At 41.7% G+C, this 16,925-nt stretch carries 15 protein-coding genes and 1 tRNA gene; 7 read left to right on the top strand and 9 right to left on the bottom strand.

The genetic code is table 11. The features are described from left to right. Nucleotides 1–75 precede the first annotated feature (75 nt). Nucleotides 76–1,212, bottom strand: a complete 1,137-nt coding sequence (locus ACWPWY_RS14645) for an LLM class flavin-dependent oxidoreductase (RefSeq protein WP_454192336.1) — start codon at nt 1,210–1,212, stop codon at nt 76–78. 223 nt (nt 1,213–1,435) lie between these two features. Here ACWPWY_RS14645 and ACWPWY_RS14640 point away from each other — a divergent pair, with 223 nt between their 5' ends. Further along, a complete protein-coding gene (locus ACWPWY_RS14640; RefSeq protein WP_454192335.1) occupies nt 1,436–2,317 on the top strand; it encodes an AraC family transcriptional regulator in 882 nt (293 codons plus the stop codon). Nucleotides 2,318–2,423: 106 nt separating this feature from the next. On the opposite strand, the gene ACWPWY_RS14635 is transcribed toward ACWPWY_RS14640, so the two are convergent. From ACWPWY_RS14635 to ACWPWY_RS14620, 4 genes are all read right to left on the bottom strand, one after another. After that, nucleotides 2,424–3,239, bottom strand: coding sequence for a carbohydrate ABC transporter permease (locus tag ACWPWY_RS14635; RefSeq protein WP_454192334.1), 816 nt, complete (start codon nt 3,237–3,239; stop codon nt 2,424–2,426). Between the two features lie 18 nt (nt 3,240–3,257). After that, the gene (locus ACWPWY_RS14630; protein WP_454192333.1) at nt 3,258–4,130 is read right to left on the bottom strand and encodes a carbohydrate ABC transporter permease; all 873 of its coding nucleotides are present in this window, start codon (nt 4,128–4,130) and stop codon (nt 3,258–3,260) included. 2 nt (nt 4,131–4,132) lie between these two features. Then, the gene (locus ACWPWY_RS14625) at nt 4,133–5,383 is read right to left on the bottom strand and encodes an ABC transporter substrate-binding protein (RefSeq protein WP_454192332.1); all 1,251 of its coding nucleotides are present in this window, start codon (nt 5,381–5,383) and stop codon (nt 4,133–4,135) included. A 330-nt stretch (nt 5,384–5,713) separates the two neighbouring features. Next, nucleotides 5,714–6,706: an EAL domain-containing protein gene (locus ACWPWY_RS14620; protein ID WP_454192331.1), complete on the bottom strand. Its 993-nt coding sequence runs from the start codon at nt 6,704–6,706 to the stop codon at nt 5,714–5,716. Nucleotides 6,707–6,943: 237 nt separating this feature from the next. Here ACWPWY_RS14620 and ACWPWY_RS14615 point away from each other — a divergent pair, with 237 nt between their 5' ends. After that, nucleotides 6,944–8,461 carry a sulfatase family protein gene (locus ACWPWY_RS14615; RefSeq protein ID WP_454192330.1) on the top strand — a complete coding sequence of 506 codons (1,518 nt, stop codon included), beginning with the start codon at nt 6,944–6,946 and terminating at the stop codon, nt 8,459–8,461. Nucleotides 8,462–8,614: 153 nt separating this feature from the next. On the opposite strand, the gene ACWPWY_RS14610 is transcribed toward ACWPWY_RS14615, so the two are convergent. Beyond that, nucleotides 8,615–9,535 (bottom strand): AEC family transporter, encoded by a 921-nt coding sequence (locus ACWPWY_RS14610; protein WP_454192329.1) that lies wholly within the window; start codon nt 9,533–9,535, stop codon nt 8,615–8,617. 210 nt (nt 9,536–9,745) lie between these two features. Between ACWPWY_RS14610 and ACWPWY_RS14605 the strand changes: the two genes are divergently transcribed. Continuing rightward, nucleotides 9,746–10,279 carry a mismatch-specific DNA-glycosylase gene (locus ACWPWY_RS14605; protein ID WP_454192328.1) on the top strand — a complete coding sequence of 178 codons (534 nt, stop codon included), beginning with the start codon at nt 9,746–9,748 and terminating at the stop codon, nt 10,277–10,279. Between the two features lie 91 nt (nt 10,280–10,370). Here ACWPWY_RS14605 and ACWPWY_RS14600 read toward each other — a convergent pair whose 3' ends face one another. Then, complete coding sequence (locus ACWPWY_RS14600) at nt 10,371–10,859, bottom strand: hypothetical protein (protein WP_454192327.1); 489 nt, start codon at nt 10,857–10,859, stop codon at nt 10,371–10,373. A gap of 15 nt (nt 10,860–10,874) precedes the next feature. Continuing rightward, a complete protein-coding gene (locus ACWPWY_RS14595; RefSeq protein WP_454192326.1) occupies nt 10,875–11,081 on the bottom strand; it encodes a hypothetical protein in 207 nt (68 codons plus the stop codon). A gap of 633 nt (nt 11,082–11,714) precedes the next feature. On the opposite strand from ACWPWY_RS14595, the gene ACWPWY_RS14590 reads away from it, so the two are divergent. After that, nucleotides 11,715–11,912 carry a hypothetical protein gene (locus tag ACWPWY_RS14590; RefSeq protein ID WP_454192325.1) on the top strand — a complete coding sequence of 66 codons (198 nt, stop codon included), beginning with the start codon at nt 11,715–11,717 and terminating at the stop codon, nt 11,910–11,912. Nucleotides 11,913–12,504: 592 nt separating this feature from the next. Further along, on the top strand, nt 12,505–13,827 hold the full coding sequence (locus ACWPWY_RS14585) for an IS4 family transposase (protein ID WP_454192324.1): 1,323 nt from the start codon (nt 12,505–12,507) through the stop codon (nt 13,825–13,827). 349 nt (nt 13,828–14,176) lie between these two features. Here ACWPWY_RS14585 and ACWPWY_RS14580 read toward each other — a convergent pair. Next, a tRNA-Arg gene (locus ACWPWY_RS14580) sits at nt 14,177–14,250 on the bottom strand. A gap of 237 nt (nt 14,251–14,487) precedes the next feature. Here ACWPWY_RS14580 and ACWPWY_RS14575 point away from each other — a divergent pair. Next, nucleotides 14,488–15,426, top strand: a complete 939-nt coding sequence (locus tag ACWPWY_RS14575) for a hypothetical protein (RefSeq protein WP_454192892.1) — start codon at nt 14,488–14,490, stop codon at nt 15,424–15,426. 133 nt (nt 15,427–15,559) lie between these two features. Continuing rightward, nucleotides 15,560–16,888, top strand: coding sequence for a trigger factor (gene tig / locus ACWPWY_RS14570; protein ID WP_454192323.1), 1,329 nt, complete (start codon nt 15,560–15,562; stop codon nt 16,886–16,888). The last annotated feature ends 37 nt before the right edge of the window (nt 16,889–16,925 follow it).

Genomic DNA, 16,925 nt, shown 5'->3' with positions numbered 1-16,925 from the left:
ATTTTAAACCATTTTGCAAACCTGATATGGAACGGGAAGGTGTAGCAGTAATCCACTCCATTACTCGAGATAGAATTAAATCGTTACGCTAATCGTTCGCTCCGCTAGTTTTCTTTTTACCACAGGCATCAGCAGTTCCCCTGTAATTTCTGCTTCCTCCAAATGAGGGTATCCCGATAGAATGAAAGAACTTACACCTGCATCGACAAACTCAATCAGACGATCAGACACTTGTTCTGGTGTACCTACGAAAGCGACTGCTCCGCCGCCACGTACCGCTGACAAACCTGACCAAAGATTTGGTCCGATGATATAATCTTGATCCTTCGACTGTTCATACAGATCCATCTGGCGTTTTTGATTGGTGGCATCTGTTTTGGCATGCAGTTTTTCTTGATTCTTTAATTGATCCGGTTCTACTTTACTTAGGATGTTCCATGCTGCTTTCCAAGCCTCTTCTTCCGTTTCCCGGACAACGACTTGAGCACGAATACCATAGCGGAGTGTGCGAGAAATACCCGTTCTTTCTTTCAGATCCTTAAGATGCTGCTCCATCTCCACAATCTGCTCTTGTATCCATTCCAGAGGTTCGCCCCACATCAGATACACGTCTGCACTTTCAGCAGCTACCTTTTTTCCGGCAACCGAACTCCCGCCAAAATACAGAGGAGGATGCGGATCTTGGAGAGAAGCTGGCTTACTTACGCCGCCCTCGACTTGATAATGTTTACCTTCATAATCAAATCCACTGCCTGAACCGTCTTCACCCCATACACCTTTAACTACATCTAAAAATTCTTTCGTGCGCTCATATCGTTCATCATGACTACCATGTAGCGGATCTCCCGTCGCTTTAAGGTCAGCGGGATAATGCCCAGTGACCACGTTAATGAGAGCTCTGCCCCCCGACATTTGATCTAGCGTAGATGCCATACGTGCGGCAAGTACCGGAGAGATAAGCCCAGGTCTCATTGCAATCAGCGGTTTCAGTTTCGTTGTATGTGCTGCCACCCAAGAGCCTACAATCCATCCATCCCAGCAATCGCCACCAGCGGGAATGAGGGTGAATTCATAACCTGCTTTCTCTGCTGCCTTTGCAACCTGTATAAAATATTCTCGGGAAGGCTCTCTTTCGAGTGCTGTTCCAATGTATCTGCCATCTCCACTCGTAGGAATAAACCAGCCAAACTCTACGGATTTCGTTTCACTCATGATTATAATCTCCTCTGCTTGAAATTGATGATCTCTATGGGATTATGATTTCTTATAAAGGGACACTTATCTTTTTAGATTTGATACGGTAGGAAGAAATTAAATAATGACAACTAAGTAGGTAGGAATAGTATAATAATGATATTAACAATGATTTACAGTAGAAACCATAGCAATTGAGGGGGAGTTAGATTTATCATTTTGTGGTATTGGGAGGGATACAATGTTTCAAAACATGAAAGAAGACTATCATGAATTTTTGGAAATCCATTTCTTTAATCCCTCGGTTTATGAGAAGGCAAGCGCAGCTTGGCCCATTCGTCTCGGAGCCAATCAGGCAAAGCCGGGATATCATATTGGACCGCGCGTCACACCTTACTATTATTTGATGATGGTACTGGATGGAGAAGGTACCTTTATTCAGAATGGGGAAATATATCAACTCCATCCTGGAGATCTTTTTTGCTTGTTTCCTCAAGTAACACATGAATACTACACGTCCGAAGCGAGTAATCTGCGCAAAATATTTGTTGCTTTTGACGGTAAGCAGGCTTTGTCACTTTTGGAGAGAATAGGGCTGAGTTCTGCAAGACCTTACCTACGCAAAAGTGTGAGAGAGGAAACGGTTCATGTGATGGAAGAATGGTTCCAGTCATGTTACAACGAGCAAAAAGACTACTCCGATATAGAAAGGCTGATATTCTTATTGCGCATATTCTCCACTCTGACGGTACCAAGATCCGTAACCCAGGATGTTTTTCGAGAACCCTCATGGGTACAAAAAGGAAAAGAGTATCTTGAAATTCACTACGCTGGAGGGATCACGATCAAAAGTGTAGCTGATTATGTCGGAGTAGAACGCACACATTTCACGAAAACATTTCGCAAAACCTACGGCATTTCGCCAATGAAATATATGCAACAGCTGCGAATGAATGAAGCTGAATCCTTGTTAATCCATACCTCCTACAAGCTCGGAGAGATTGCTCAGTCAGTGGGTTACCCTGATTTATTTTCCTTCTCAAAGGCATTCAAGAACTATGCTGGCATTTCTCCTGCACGGTACCGTCAGCAAGTAGAGCAAGGCTCTGCCGAGCCGGTTTAGGCTATGAACAAATATAAAGTGATACATGAAGATTAGATACACAAAAAGACAAGCGATAGATCGGTTTCCTTAGCTTGTCCTTTTGTGTATTTGTGTGTTTATTTTATTATCCTTTTAATGAGCCCGCGGTTATTCCAGATATAAAGAAACGCTGCAAGAACAAGAACATCATCAGCATAGGAAGTGAGATGATAACTACGCCTGTGAGCAGTCCGGGATAATTGGTTGAATACTCTCCTTGGAACTGGAGCAATGCAAGCGGGAGCGTCATTTTTGATTTGTCCGTTATGAGTAGCAGCGGGAAGAGTAGATCATTCCATACGGATACGAATAAAAAAGTAGCCGTTGCAGCGAGGTATGGTACAGACAGTGGGATGGCGATCTGCATATACATTCTTCCTTCGCCTGCCCCATCGATACTGGCAGATTCGAATACTTCTCTTGGCAGAGATTTCATAAACCCACTAATCATAAATACGGACAAAGGCATGAGTAGCGAGATCGTAACAAGGATAAGCCCTGTCCGGCTATTCGTAAGTCCGATGTCTCTGAGAAAAGAGTAAATTGGAATCATATTCACCTGGGAAGGAACCATGAGACCTACAACAAACAGAACCAGGATCACTTTTGCACTTTTATTAGACAGACGATACAGTCCAAAGGCAATCAAGCTGGCTAAGATGAGCAGCATAAATACCGTTGTAAATGAAACGATAATACTGTTGCTGAAATAGGTAATCATCGGCTGGTCAACAAACAAATTACGGTAGTTATCTAGCGAGAAGGAGGAAGGCAGGCCAAGTGGATTCATATAGAACTGCTGCTGGTTTTTCATCGTTGCCGTAGCAACCATCAAAAGTGGAAGCGAGATTATAATTGCATATAAAAGAAGCAGCAGCTTACCAAGTATACGTGAGACCATAAATATTTCCTCCTTCCGTCAGTTTGGTAATTTGTCGGACCTGAGTGCCCTGAATTGAACAAATGTAACTAGAGCGATAATAGCTAAGAAATAAATGGAAGCAGCCGAAGCGTGTCCAAAATTGTAGTTTTGGAATGCTGCTGAATAGATATAAGTTGATAAAATTTCTGTAGAGTAAGAAGGACCGCCGCGAGTCATAACATAGATCAAGTCGAACGCCTTAAAAGATTGAATCGTCGTATAAGCAATGACGAGCGTAGCAGCAGGTGCCAGCAAAGGCCAAGTCACAAATCGGAATATCTGCCAGCGGTTTCCCCCGTCCAGCCTTGCAGCTTCATTCAATTCTTCCGGTATCCCGTGCAGGCCGGCAACAAACAAAATAATCATCTGCCCAATATGTGCCCACGCCTGAATCCCTGCGACAGAATAAATCGCGATGGCGGGATCTCCAAGCCAGTTGTTAGATAGGAAAGATAGTCCAATCTGATTCAGCACGGCATTCAGTAAACCTGAATTAGGATCATACAGATAAGTTCCAATGAAACCAACAGCGGCTGAAGACAGGATGGTTGGGAAAAAATAAAGAGCCCGTAGTCCAATGTTCACCTTCGTATTGCGTACTAACAGCAGAGCAAGTACGAGGGATATCAAGGTCTGAACGATAACGACACTAAACATGAATTTGAGATTATTACCTAGTGCTTTGTGAAAAATCGTGTTTTCCGCTACATTCACATAGTTTCGAAGACCAACAAAGTGCAGAGTCTCGGACATCCCGTCCCAATCCGTGAAGGAATAATATAGCCCCTTTAAGGTTGGGTAGATAAAAAAAGTGAGATAAAGAAGCAGGCCGGGAACGAAAAACCAATAGATCGATTTACGTACTCCCATAACTACTGATTCAGCTGCTGATCCACGATGATCTGTGCATTTTGAGCAGCTTTCTCCGGTGATGTACCTGAAATCACTTCCTGAATAGAGCTTGTTACGGCTTTTTGAATCTCGATACTCTTGATGAGATAACGCGGCTGGAAGCGGGTGTTTTTCGTGCTCCAGTCACTAATCGCTTGTAGAGTAGGGGCTGTATACTCAATATCTTTTACAGGAACATCTTGCTCTGTTTCATTTGCTACCTTGCTGGCGACCTCTGTGCTGCTAAGATAAGCAAGAAACTTCTTCGCTTCTTCCGGGTGCTTGGACTTACTATTAACTCCTAGCATAAAAGTTGTTGTATGGATGCCTTCATATTGGGCTTCGGAAGAAGCTACCGTGATGGGAGCAAGTAGGTTTAGACTAAGGTCTGGATTCCCTGCTAGAATGGCTGACATAGAATAAGATCCTGTAGCCAGCATGGCTGCTTTTTCTTGAACAAAGAGAGCAATAGCCCCATCGGTGTTCGTACCGAGTGCTCCGTCCTGGAAGTAACCTTTGTCATTCAGTTCCTTGAACTGAGCTAGCGTCTTCACCCACCATTCATCAGTGAGTTTTGCATCTCCAGCTTCTAGTTTGGCGAAGATCTCCTCGTCCGGTGCATTGTTCATCATCATCGGGTTCATAAACTGTCCAGGTCCGATATCGGCACCCGGGAAAGCAAGAGGGATGATCCCCTCATTTTTCAGCTTTTCACATAGAGCAAGGAATCCCTCCCAATCATCAGGGGGAGTAAGTCCGTATTTCTCAAACAAACCAACGTTATATACGGGAATGTTATATATCAGATTGTAGGGAAGAGCATATTGCTTATCTTCTTTAGCGCCAGATTTAATGAGATCTGGTTTATAGTTGTCCACAAAAGATTCACCTGTTAGGTCAGTATAAATTCCTGCTTTCGCCAAGGATTCAAACTGTGCACCAGGGAAAGACGCAAATACATCACCAACCGATCCATCCATTAGCTTCGCTTGTGCAGTAGTCTGGTATTGTTCAGAAGGAAACGTCTGCATAGATACTTCAATTCCAGGATTGTCGGTTTCAAAATTACTAATAATTTCATTCCACACTTTTGCATCACTATTCCAATGAATGAAGCTGATCTTCACTTGATCTCCCGAGGAAGAAGCATTGTTTCCTCCACCACATGCACTGAGGGCAAGGGAGAATACGAGTGTGAGCATCGTCAGAGCAGAACGTTTTTTCTTTTTCATAAAAATCAGACCCTCCTTATAATGTAGAGCTTCTATTTCATTAAAAAGTAGAGCAGGCGTTTCTTAGAATTTATCCTGAACGAGTTCAAAGAATCTAACAAAGCCTACTATTTAAGTTGGGATAGTGCGTATTTGCATCATACCATCTCCTATCAGGATCATCCATGTAAATTCGTGTTGTTTAACGTATATCATTTTGTGGTTTTCAAGGACTTATATCACATATTGGAGGAGGGGGGTGAAGGAATTTATTTTCATTGTAGAACAACACGTAAAAACCCATATCCAATGATCTGGAACATGGGCTCGTCAGGGGTTTGATAGGAGAAATTATAAAACAAAGGTATGGGCAGGTGCGGGTCGTCCGAATAAGTAACCCTGAAATAGGAGAAATCCCTGGTCACGTAACCATACATAATCTTCGTCTTCCTCAATACCTTCGGCAAGGGGAACGGAATCTACCTGTAATGCTGCCTCGAGCATGATCTGTGCTACTTTTTGTTTCTTCTCGTCTCCAGCCACCCCTTGCACATATTTTTTATCCAGTTTCATATAGTGCGGTTTAATCTCTCGCAGAAGCTCGATGGTGCTGTATCCTTCCCCTACATCATCCAGTGCATATTTGAATCCGCGTTCTTTGTAGAAGCCGAGAATATTCTTTAGATGCTCCAAATCATCTACCTTTTCGGTCTCAACGACCTCGAAGACAAATTTGGAGGGAGAAACACCCATTTCTTCTGCCGTCTGAATAGTGGAGGTTAAACAATGCTCAGGAGAATAGATCGATGTTGGAATAAAATTGATGAATATAAATCCAGATAAGCCGGCTGATGCACGGACGGATTCCATTCGGCATAGACGGTCCAGAGCATATAGACGCCCCCGAGTTTTCGCTGTTTCAAATACTTCGAAAGGAGACAAGAGCTTCCCATCTTCGTGAATAAAACGAGCAAGCATTTCGTAAGCGATGATGGAGCCTTCTGTGTTAACAATCGGCTGGGCATAACAGGTGATTCGCTTTTGCATAATGATTTCATCTACCCACTGCAGGGATTGCATTTTAGGCCAGTTACGAAAAGGCTGCCATTGCTCCTCAAAAATACGGAACTTGATATGATCCAAATGCATATGATCCTGAAAAAAATCAGTCAGGCTGTTTACTTCCGATTCGCGAATGAACAGTGTATCAGAAGTGTAACGCGTGATCGAGGATTGGGCTAGAAGATGAGGGATCATATCTTTTATGACGGCAAGATTGTGTTCACCAGTCATTTTTATTTCGTAGATCAGTTCTGTAGGGGAACAATTTGTACAAGAAAACATGGAATAAAGTCACATCCTCAGCATAAGTCCAGTGTCGTATTCATTTCATACTAACGCCTTCAATTCCAACATAACATAGTTTAATTCCTGTTAGTACAAAATTGTGCAATTGCAGGAAATAGGGAGATTCGATAGATTTAAGAGACTAGGAGGATGAAAAAATCAGATGAAGTCTACTAGTAAGAAAGAGTAGCAGCTATCAATCTAGTTTTTCTTCCAAAAGAGAGGGGGAGTCACTTGTCTCCAAATAAACCGAATATTATTTTTCTAATGACAGATCAGCAGCGCTGGGATTGTATTGGAACATTTAATGAGCATATTCACACTCCAAATCTAGATCGGCTTGCTGAAGAGGGCATCACCTACCAGAATGCGGTCTGCCAGTCACCGATGTGTGCGCCAAGCCGAAGTTCCATGATGATGGGTTACTATCCGTCACAGCTTGGAGTCCGAACGAATTACGGCGGATTGTTTGAGGAAGATAAGCTTCCATCTGAGCCGCTGCCAGAACTGATGCACCGCGCAGGATATCAGACGGCTGGTTTCGGGAAGACGCACTGGAATCATAGTGACGGTGTAGAAGAACCTTCCACGCGAGGTTTCGAAGTGAGATCGATTGGATTAACTCGTGAGAGTGGTCATTATGAACAGGGCGCAACGATGATGGGGGACTCTCATCCAGAAGATCTGAAAGCCTATCATGAAGAAACCAAGGATTTTGGCGGGGGAGAGGAAAATAGTAACGGTTATACCGGTATGACAAGCGGGATTCGAATGAATCAGCATCGAGATGGCTGGGTAGCGGAGCAGGCCATGCAGTTTTTGGAAGAGGGCGTAGACCCAGATAGACCCTTGTTTTTTTATCTGTCTTTCCTTAAGCCGCATGCCGGTTTCAATGTACCTAAAGAGTTCGAAGATTTATATAACATAAAGGATATTCCAGACATCCCCCAGCCCCCTTGGGCAGAGGAAGAGAATACACATCTCACTGCTTCGGATGAACTGAATACACATAGTCATAAGTCATATCTGGATAAGAGAAAGGTATGGGAACAGCGAAGTCCCGAAGAGCGGAGACTTACTACACTTAGATACTGGGCGAATTGTTCCTGGCTTGATCATTATTTCGGACTTGCTCTAGATAAACTGAAACAGCTCGGAAGGTTAGAGCATGCGCTCATTGTATTTGTATCGGATCATGGCGAGATGCTCTCAGAACGGCAATATCGGTTCACTAAATATAATCTGTATGACAGCAGTGTGAGGGTGCCTATGATTTTATCCGGTACCTATCTACCTGAGCAGAGGAGAGGAACTGCGGATCAGGAGCCGGCAGAACTGGTTGATCTTGTGCCGACGTTGACACGAGTAGCAGGACTTGCAGCCAATCCGATGCTCCCCGGTGTGGATTTATTAGGTGAAATTCGGCACTGCGGTACGTTTTGCGAATTTCATGGAAAGGGTGTTACTGCGCCTCACTCAGCACCCGCATATATGTGGCGGACAGCGGAGTGGAAGCTGATTCTGTACATTGAAGGTTCTGCCGCTCAGGCCGCATCCAGAGTACATGAAACGAAAGGTGAACTGTATCGCCTGAGTACCGACCCGCATGAATGGACGAATCTTTACGAACAGGAACAGCATGCTGCGATCAGGGAACAGCTAAAGACAGAACTACTGATGCATCTTGCTGTGAGCTGGGCGAAAGGTCCATTTTTTTATGATCGTGAAGGTACGAAACCATTAGAGACCTAATGAATGAAGTGCGGTTCATATAAAAAGAATCCAACAACTATTAGATGCGGTGCTGGACTTCTTCTATAAAAAATCCTCTCCCCATTTAAACGGGAAGAGGATTTTTTGCATTTTACATGCCAACCGATTGGAGTCAAAAAGCTTGCCAAGCTTTTAAAAAGTACGAGCAATGGCAATAAGTCCGATCAGCGTTACGACATTAAACAGTGTGGAGATGAGAACCGTTTGTGCAGCAAAGTCAGGTTCATTCCGGTACTCTTCTGCAAGAATCGAAGCATTCACGCCAGTCGGCATACCCGAAGCAATGATCAGTGCCTGTGCTGTCATTCCTTCCAGACCGAGAAGATATACAAGTGCAATACCGATCACAGGAGCTACTAGCAAACGGATGAACATACTGACATATACGGTGATCCGTCCTAATCTTAGCGGATATTTCACAATCTGTGCTCCAAGTGTCAATAGAGCAACGGCAACCATAGACTGCTGAGCGTAAGTTAACGGCATCGACAGAAAAGTAGGAAGCGGTGCATCCAGTGCATTCCATAGAATACCGAGCAATAGAGCATAAGGGACAGGCATTTTGAGGAACCCGACAACAAGACTGCGGTAGTTCCCTTTTAGCTGTGCCCCTTGAATCGAAAGCACCCCATATGTAAACGTCAGCAAGCTCTGCATCGACATAATAAAAGCCTGAATCGAGGCGGCAAGCGGATCACCCTTGAATACAAGTGCACTAATCGGCATTCCATAGTTTCCTGCATTGTCCAGCATGATGCTGTTGTTAAAAGCAGCTTTCATTCCCTTGTTAAATTTGAATGATTTTGCCACAATACAGCCGATCAAATATAGAATCAGAGAGTACATTGCATAAAAAAGGGCTATTGTCCCCAGCAGTTCACCGGACATCTCCGATAAATACATACTCATAAACACAGCAGCCGGAGTAATAAAGTAAAAGTTAATTTTGGCGAGTGTATACAGATCGAGTTCAAACACGCGCTGCATTAATGAGCCTACACCAATCAGTACAAATACGGGTAGGACGACTTCAAGCAAGATGTCTAAAATCATGAGATAGTTCAGCTTCTTTCTATAAATAGGGTCACATTTTTCTGAATATTTCAGAAACACTGGTTACATTATAGCATCTGGGTAGTAATGTGGGACTGAAAATGAATGCTTTTCGTAGGTTAATATTACCGTTATCTTTAGATAACCTTGGGTAATCTATTTATAACATGTTTTTTTAAGCAAGACGCAAATAAAGGAGCAGGATATCAGATGGAACCCATATCCGATCATCTGGAGCATGGGCTTCAGATTATATTTATCGGCTTTAATCCGAGTATTAAGTCAGGCGAGACCGGACATCATTATGCCAATCCGAGAAATAACTTTTACCGGATCTTGCATCAGTCGGGACTGACACCGCGCCTATATGAGGCAAAAGAAGATCAGGATCTGCTGAAGCTGGGATATGGTTTTACCAATATTGTGGCAAGACCAACCGTTGGCATTGATGATATTACGAAGGAAGAATATGCAGAAGGACGGGAAATCTTGAAGCAGAAGCTTGAGAAGTATCGTCCGGAAGTGGCTTGTTTTGTAGGAAAAGGCGTATATGCACAGTACACGAAAAGGACAAAAGTGAATTGGGGATTTCAGCCGGAACCATTTCTATCCGGAATGCATGAATTTGTTGCTCCTTCTTCGAGTGGTCTGGTGCGAATGCCGATGAAGCAGATCGTGCATATTTATAGTCAATTAAGTGATTATGTTCATGGAGTAGAAACAGAAGTATACGAAGATATGTGAAAAATGGGTTCAAAGCCCCGCAAAGAAGGTGCGTCAGGAAATTGACATTAACCTTCTTGCGAGGCTTTTGGTGTTGTTATAAGGACTCGATTCACCCAAGAGGTACAACAATAAGGATTGCAAAAGCGATGATTAACACCCCAGATAACGCATAGAAAGGGGATTTGCTAAGTTTCTTATGTCCAAGCCAAACACCATAAGAGCAGACAATTCCAATGGCCGAAAAGAATAGGAAAAACAGCAGACCTTCTGGTGAAATGAGTGACGATATATCAGCATAGCTAAACATACCTGCACCTAGTGTGAATAAAGCAGCGAGCAGCATGCCAACCAGAAGAAACAGAAGCGTCTGGGTGAACACATTATAGATACGTAAGGAGCGGAGAAGGATAATGGATAGTAGATATAACAAGATTCCTACGGTGAAAAAGGTAGGGATGGTCCAGGTAAGAAGCATCGACAGTTCCTGCTGACTAAGCGGCTCTTGATATAAGAATCGCAGTACAGCTGTGAATAAAATAGGTCCGGCAAGGTAACCAATGATGGCTACCCATAGGTAGTACAAAACAGAGCGGCTCATAGAATCCTACCTTTCTTATTTAATTATAGATTCGTCAATGATCGGTATTAAATCTTCAAAGTTGTACATATCATTATTTACTTTCCATTCATTGTTTTCCTGTAATAAGGTGATCATTCCTTCAAGTTCGATCTTCTCTTGGGCAAATGACGTAAGACCGGTATATTCAAGTTCTATTTCATTGTCTGACACATTCTTCTTGGTAAAATTCAACTCACTCACTACAATCTCGCTTGTTCGTCATATGAAAACTTTACGCATGATGTTCCTCCTTATTGAATCAATCATGCATACTTTACCATATATAGGATGTAAAAGTTAATTGTTCAATCAGATAACCGGATTAATTAACAATGAAGAATAGACGGCAACCTGAGTGATAGGCTACCGTCTATTAAGCTAAAGGGCAGTTTAGTTGAATAAATGTGTAAAGAGCTATTATAGAAATTATATTGATATTGGTAAATTATAACTAATAAATGTGACGATGACGTGATATACTTCTCTAATATTATTTAAAGAGCAAGCTATTAAAATATTCATGGAGGGAGTATCAAGGCACATGTTGGGGTTTATTGGAACTGATATAATTTTTTCTGTTTTATGTATAGTCTTCTTTATTTGTTTTGTTCAGATTTTTAAGAGTCAGAAGCACTACAAGATATATTTATTGATTGCCTGTATAGCACTGGCTTACATTTCGAATGATCTTTACAGAATCTCACTTCATATCTATTAATTCTTTTATGTCATGTAAGAAGAACTAATGAGCATAACCACATCTGGGTAGATCCTCTTGGTCAAATAAAGTGGCACAGAAATCGGGGAACTAGTATAAACCTAGGAGGTGAATTTGTGAAAGAAGTTATTAAAAATGCTCTATTGGGTATTGTCGTTTTTGTTGTTGGCTATGCCATTATTTTAGTTCTTACAAGGTCCGGTATTGAAGCTGAACTGACATATTATCTTGCTGTAGCATACGCTCTTTTATACTTAGTTAGTGTTATATCTGTCTGTACAGCAGTAATTCTAAGAAAATTAAAAAAAGTATGAACCTGAGTGAAGGGGAGAAATAATGGAACACGAAAAAGAAATTCAAGAAATTAAAGATCGATTGATAAGTGTCGAAAGTCAACTCAAACATAAATCTCAATCTTCTGGAACATTCAAGATAGTAGTACTAATCGGAATTATCTTTCTCGTACTGTTTTTAATTTCAATTGGGTTATATCAATTTGCTTCTGGAGGGACCACCTGAAATTAATTAAGGGGGTTGGACATTATTGGACTAACGGAGATAATAAATAGTTAGGAGACATAGTGAAATGCCATTAATATTCTTGCTCCTAGGATTTATTTTCATGTGGAGTCTTGTTAGACTTAAAAGGTGAAGGTAAATATTATAAATTTATTGCTAGCCTAATGTTTGGTCTGATGTATCTTAACTATATGTATATAGTATCATCCTAAATCCACATTAAAAAAGAGTAGCCATTTGGTCAATGTCATTTAGTTAAGGCGCATGCTAAAAGAGCAGGTTATCAAAAAGATAACCTGCTCTTTTTTTGTGAACAAACGAGAAATAGGACTTGACAAGTAAGCGAAAATGTGTGGCGAAGCCCCTTGAAACAAGGAGGTTACGCCAATGAACGAGTACGCAAATTCACTAAAACAATCACTGACATCCCTTATACAAGAAATGTCAGCTGCACCTGCACCTTATGTCAAAAACCCTGAAACAGATTTTACCAGAAAGAAAAAACTACCCTTTGAAACGGTCATGCAACTTCTAATCTCAATGGGTGGCAATAGTATATATAAGGAACTCTTGGAATCAGAGGGCTATGACGTAAACACTGCAACCACGTCCGCTTTTGTCCAACAGAGGAATAAAATTCTACCGTCTGCTGTGGAATTTTTATTTCATGAATTTACGCGTTTGTTTACGGATATCAAGCACTATCGTGGGTATCGATTACTTGCTGTTGACGGTTCGGATTTGCATATCGCAACGAACTCTGCGGACACAGATACCTATTTTCAAAGTGGACCGAACACGAAAGGTTATAACCTTCTGCATTTGAACGCAGCCTATGATCTTTGCAACAGACTTTACGTAGATGCCCTTGTTCAGCCACGAAGATTGTGCAACGAGGGAAGGGCAATGGCTGATATGGTTGACCGTTCTCCTATTCAAGGCAAAGCTATTGTTATTGCCGATCGAGGCTATGAAAGTTACAATAACTTCGCACATATTGAACGCAAAGGCTGGAACTACGTCATACGGGTAAAGGATGTAAACTCCAATGGTATTCTTTCGGGCTTACGTTTGCCATCTAGTAGAGAGTTTGATATTGATGTTCATCGGACACTCACCAAAAAACAAACCAAAAAGGTTAAATCTCAGCCCGAGATTTACAAGTTCATCCCTTCCACTTCTACATTTGATTTTTTGGATCTGCATGAGCGCATGTTTTATCCAATTTCCTTTCGGGTTGTTCGTTTTATCCTGCCTTGTGGCACTTATGAAACGATCATTACCAATCTTTCTGCTACTGATTTCCCACCTAATGAAATCAAATCGATTTATAACATGCGCTGGGGCATTGAAACCTCTTTCAGAGCATTAAAATACACTGTTGGTCTGACAAATTTTCACGCAAAGAGACAAGAATCGATCACCCAAGAGATTTTCGCAAAAATGATCATGTACAATTTTGCTGAAATGATTACCTCGCACGTAGTCATTTCCCAAATGGATAAACGATACCCATACCAAGTCAACTTTACGGTCGCTGTTTACGTTTGTAGACATTTTCTGCGTTTACGAGACGATGAACCCCCACCCGATATGGAAGCGCTGATTCGTAAAAACATGTTGCCGATTCGATCCATTCGTCAAGGGCAGAAGAATACACGAAAAATCCGGTATAGATCCGTTGTTAGCTTCGTCTATAGAGTAGCATAATCCGTTTCACACAAACTTTTTTTAGCGGATATTTCATCCGCTTTGTTTGCTGTGCGCTTTTTTTTTCTACTTACACCAAAAAAACGGCATAGGACTTTTCCCGTGCCGTTTTAAATTTAATTCAGGTTTTATCTTAGAGCTTAACTAAATGACATTGGCCATTTGGTTACTCTTTTTTTATAACACTTATTGGTTGTGTAATTGATACCTCAACAATTCTTCTATCATTTCTATAGTTGAGGACTATTTTGAACTGTAATGCTCGAAGAAAAGCTCCGACGCCCCTTATAGGGGTTCTCATCCCGAGGACATAAAAAAGGCATCCTATAAAGGATACCTTTTTATTGTACGTCCCAGGAGGGATTCGAACCCCCGACCGACGGCTTAGAAGGCCGTTGCTCTATCCTGCTGAGCTACTGAGACAAATTCAAGCGCGAAATAGAGCATACCATATATAAAACGTAAAATCAACAGTTATACTAAAATAAAATAAAAAGAGTGCGGCGATCTTTTACTTGGGACAGTTTATTTCATAAAATGGAGAGCTCTATGTTTTTTCTGTACCACTTTAGGTTATTCTAATATATTAGTGCTATACATAGACTACGGGTTTCTATATAATCAACGAGTCGCTTTAAGCTTCCGGGTAGAGAGGAGGTAATCTTAATTAAAGATACAAGTTCACACACTACAGATAAAAATATTGTATTGTTTCCTAAGACACTAGACTTTTATCAGATACAGCTCACCGTTATGCTGGAAAATGAACGCTATGCGGAAGCGATGAATTTGCTTGAATTTCTGCTTCAGTGCCAGGGACAGGATCAGAAAAACTATGAAGAGTGGGCAGCGTTGCTTGAATGGTTACAGGCAGCCTTTCCTCAATATATAAGTGCTGATGACAATAATTCGGTTCCTGAAGAAGAGGATGAAATTGAAAGTGAAGAGGATTTAGCACGTCAAAACGCGAAAAATAAGCTGGCTGAAGACGGAGATTATGCGAATAAATTGCTGCGTATTTTGAAGGATGAGCCGCTGAGTGAACAAACCATGCTTGCGCTTGACCAGCTAGCATATGTAGACGTACCGAGCGTCGATGAATCACTTAAAGAGTGGATTGAACAAAGCAGATTACATCCATTACTTCAGTTTAGAGTGCTTCAAACCCTGCGGAAAAGAGGGGCTGACTTTCAGGTTACTCTACAAAGAGGAACAGAGAAGGTCGAAGTTGAAATAGAGACAGTACCTCTGAAACCAGAAGACTTCCCGCACGCTGTTCTTCGGATTCTAGAACGTGTCGCAGATCAGACGGAAGTTCACGAGCCCACTTTGTTTTATTTCGCTCAGGAGCTTTGGTCGCAATATATCATGGCCGTTTTTGGAACAAGTGATTACCGCTCTATGCTGGAAGGCGATGAATCCATGCTCGATATGTGGGCTGCTGCACTTCATGCAGCGGTGGCTGAGAGTTTGGGAGGTTCGCATAATGAAGAAGAGATTCGCACCCTGTATGGGATCACGAGCGAGGTTAGGTTCCGATTTGAACAGGCGTATCGCTCAATTAAGCAATTTGTTTCAGGAGGACTGGGCACAAAATAGGTTATAAAACTTTTCCTGCTGTGTTTGCAAGGGTTTACCCTTGAAATTGCATTTAATGTTGTTTATACTAAAATGGTTATTTTGTACGCGCTTGACAATGGTTAACACGTGAAATTTGGAGGGGAAAGCATAAATGAAAGCAACTTGGGAAAAAATAGAGAAGAACCTTGGGGTTCTTGAAGTTGAAGTAGAAGCAGATCGTGTAGCTGCTGCTCTCGACAAGGCTTTTAATAAAGTCGTTAAAAAAATAAATGTACCTGGATTCCGTAAAGGTAAAGTACCACGTTCAATCTTCGAAGCTCGTTTTGGCGTAGAGAGCTTGTACCAGGATGCAATTGACATCCTTCTTCCAGAAGTATACACGGAAGCTGTTGACCAAACAGAAATCTTCCCTGTAGAGCAACCAGAAGTGGATGTTGATCAATTTGCTAAAGGTCAAACATTCAAGTTTAAAGCAAAAGTTGTAGTTAAACCTGAAGTTGAACTTGGCGAGTACAAAGGACTTGAAGTTCCTAAAGTAAGCACTGAAGTTTCTGAAGAAGAACTGGCTGCTGAACTAGAGCGTCTGCAACAGCGTCATGCTGAACTTGTAGTAGTGGAAGAAGGACAAGCTGCATCTGGTGATGTTGTTGTTATCGACTACGAAGGTTCTGTTGATGGTGAACTTTTCGAAGGCGGAACTGCTGAGCGTCAATCCCTTGAACTTGGATCCAACACATTCATCCCTGGTTTCGAAGAGCAAGTAATTGGTCTTGCAACAGGCGACAACAAAGACGTTGAAGTGACATTCCCTGAAGAATACCATGCAGCAGAACTTGCTGGTAAAAAAGCGGTATTCAAAGTGAAAGTACACGAAATCAAACGTAAAGAACTTCCTGCACTTGACGATGAATTCGCTAAAGATGTTAGTGAATTTGACACACTTGCTGAGTACAAAGAAGATCTGAAAAAACAACTTGCTTCCCGCAAAGAAGAAGAAGCAAAAGCAACTCAAGAAAATATCGTAGTTGAAAAAGCGGCTGAAAATGCAAATGTTGAAATTCCACAAGGAATGATCAACAGCGAAGTTAGCAACATGATGCGTGACTTTGACAACCGTCTTCGTCAACAAGGTATGAACCTTGAAATGTTCATGAGCTTCTCTGGTCAAACAGAAGCAGATCTTCAAAACCAAATGAAAACTGATGCCGAAAAACGCGTTCGTAACAACTTGGTTCTTGAAGCAATCGGTAAAAAAGAGAATCTTGAAGTAACAGAAGAAGATGTAAACGAAGAGCTGAACAACATGGCTGCTTCTTTCAAACGCTCTGTTGACGAGATTCGTCAAATTCTTGAAAGCAATGGTTCTCTCGATAGCTTGAAAGAAGAAGTATTGCTTCGTAAAACAATCGACTTCCTTTTGGCAAACAGCAAAGAGGTAGATGCTCCAGCTGAAGAAGCTAAAGAAGAAGCGGCTGAATAATCACTCACATATGGCATGTAGTATAAATCCAGGACCT

This window comes from Paenibacillus sp. Marseille-Q7038 (assembly GCF_965111595.1).
Note: the sequence above shows the minus strand (reverse complement) of the source record. Positions and strands in the feature narration are given on the sequence as shown.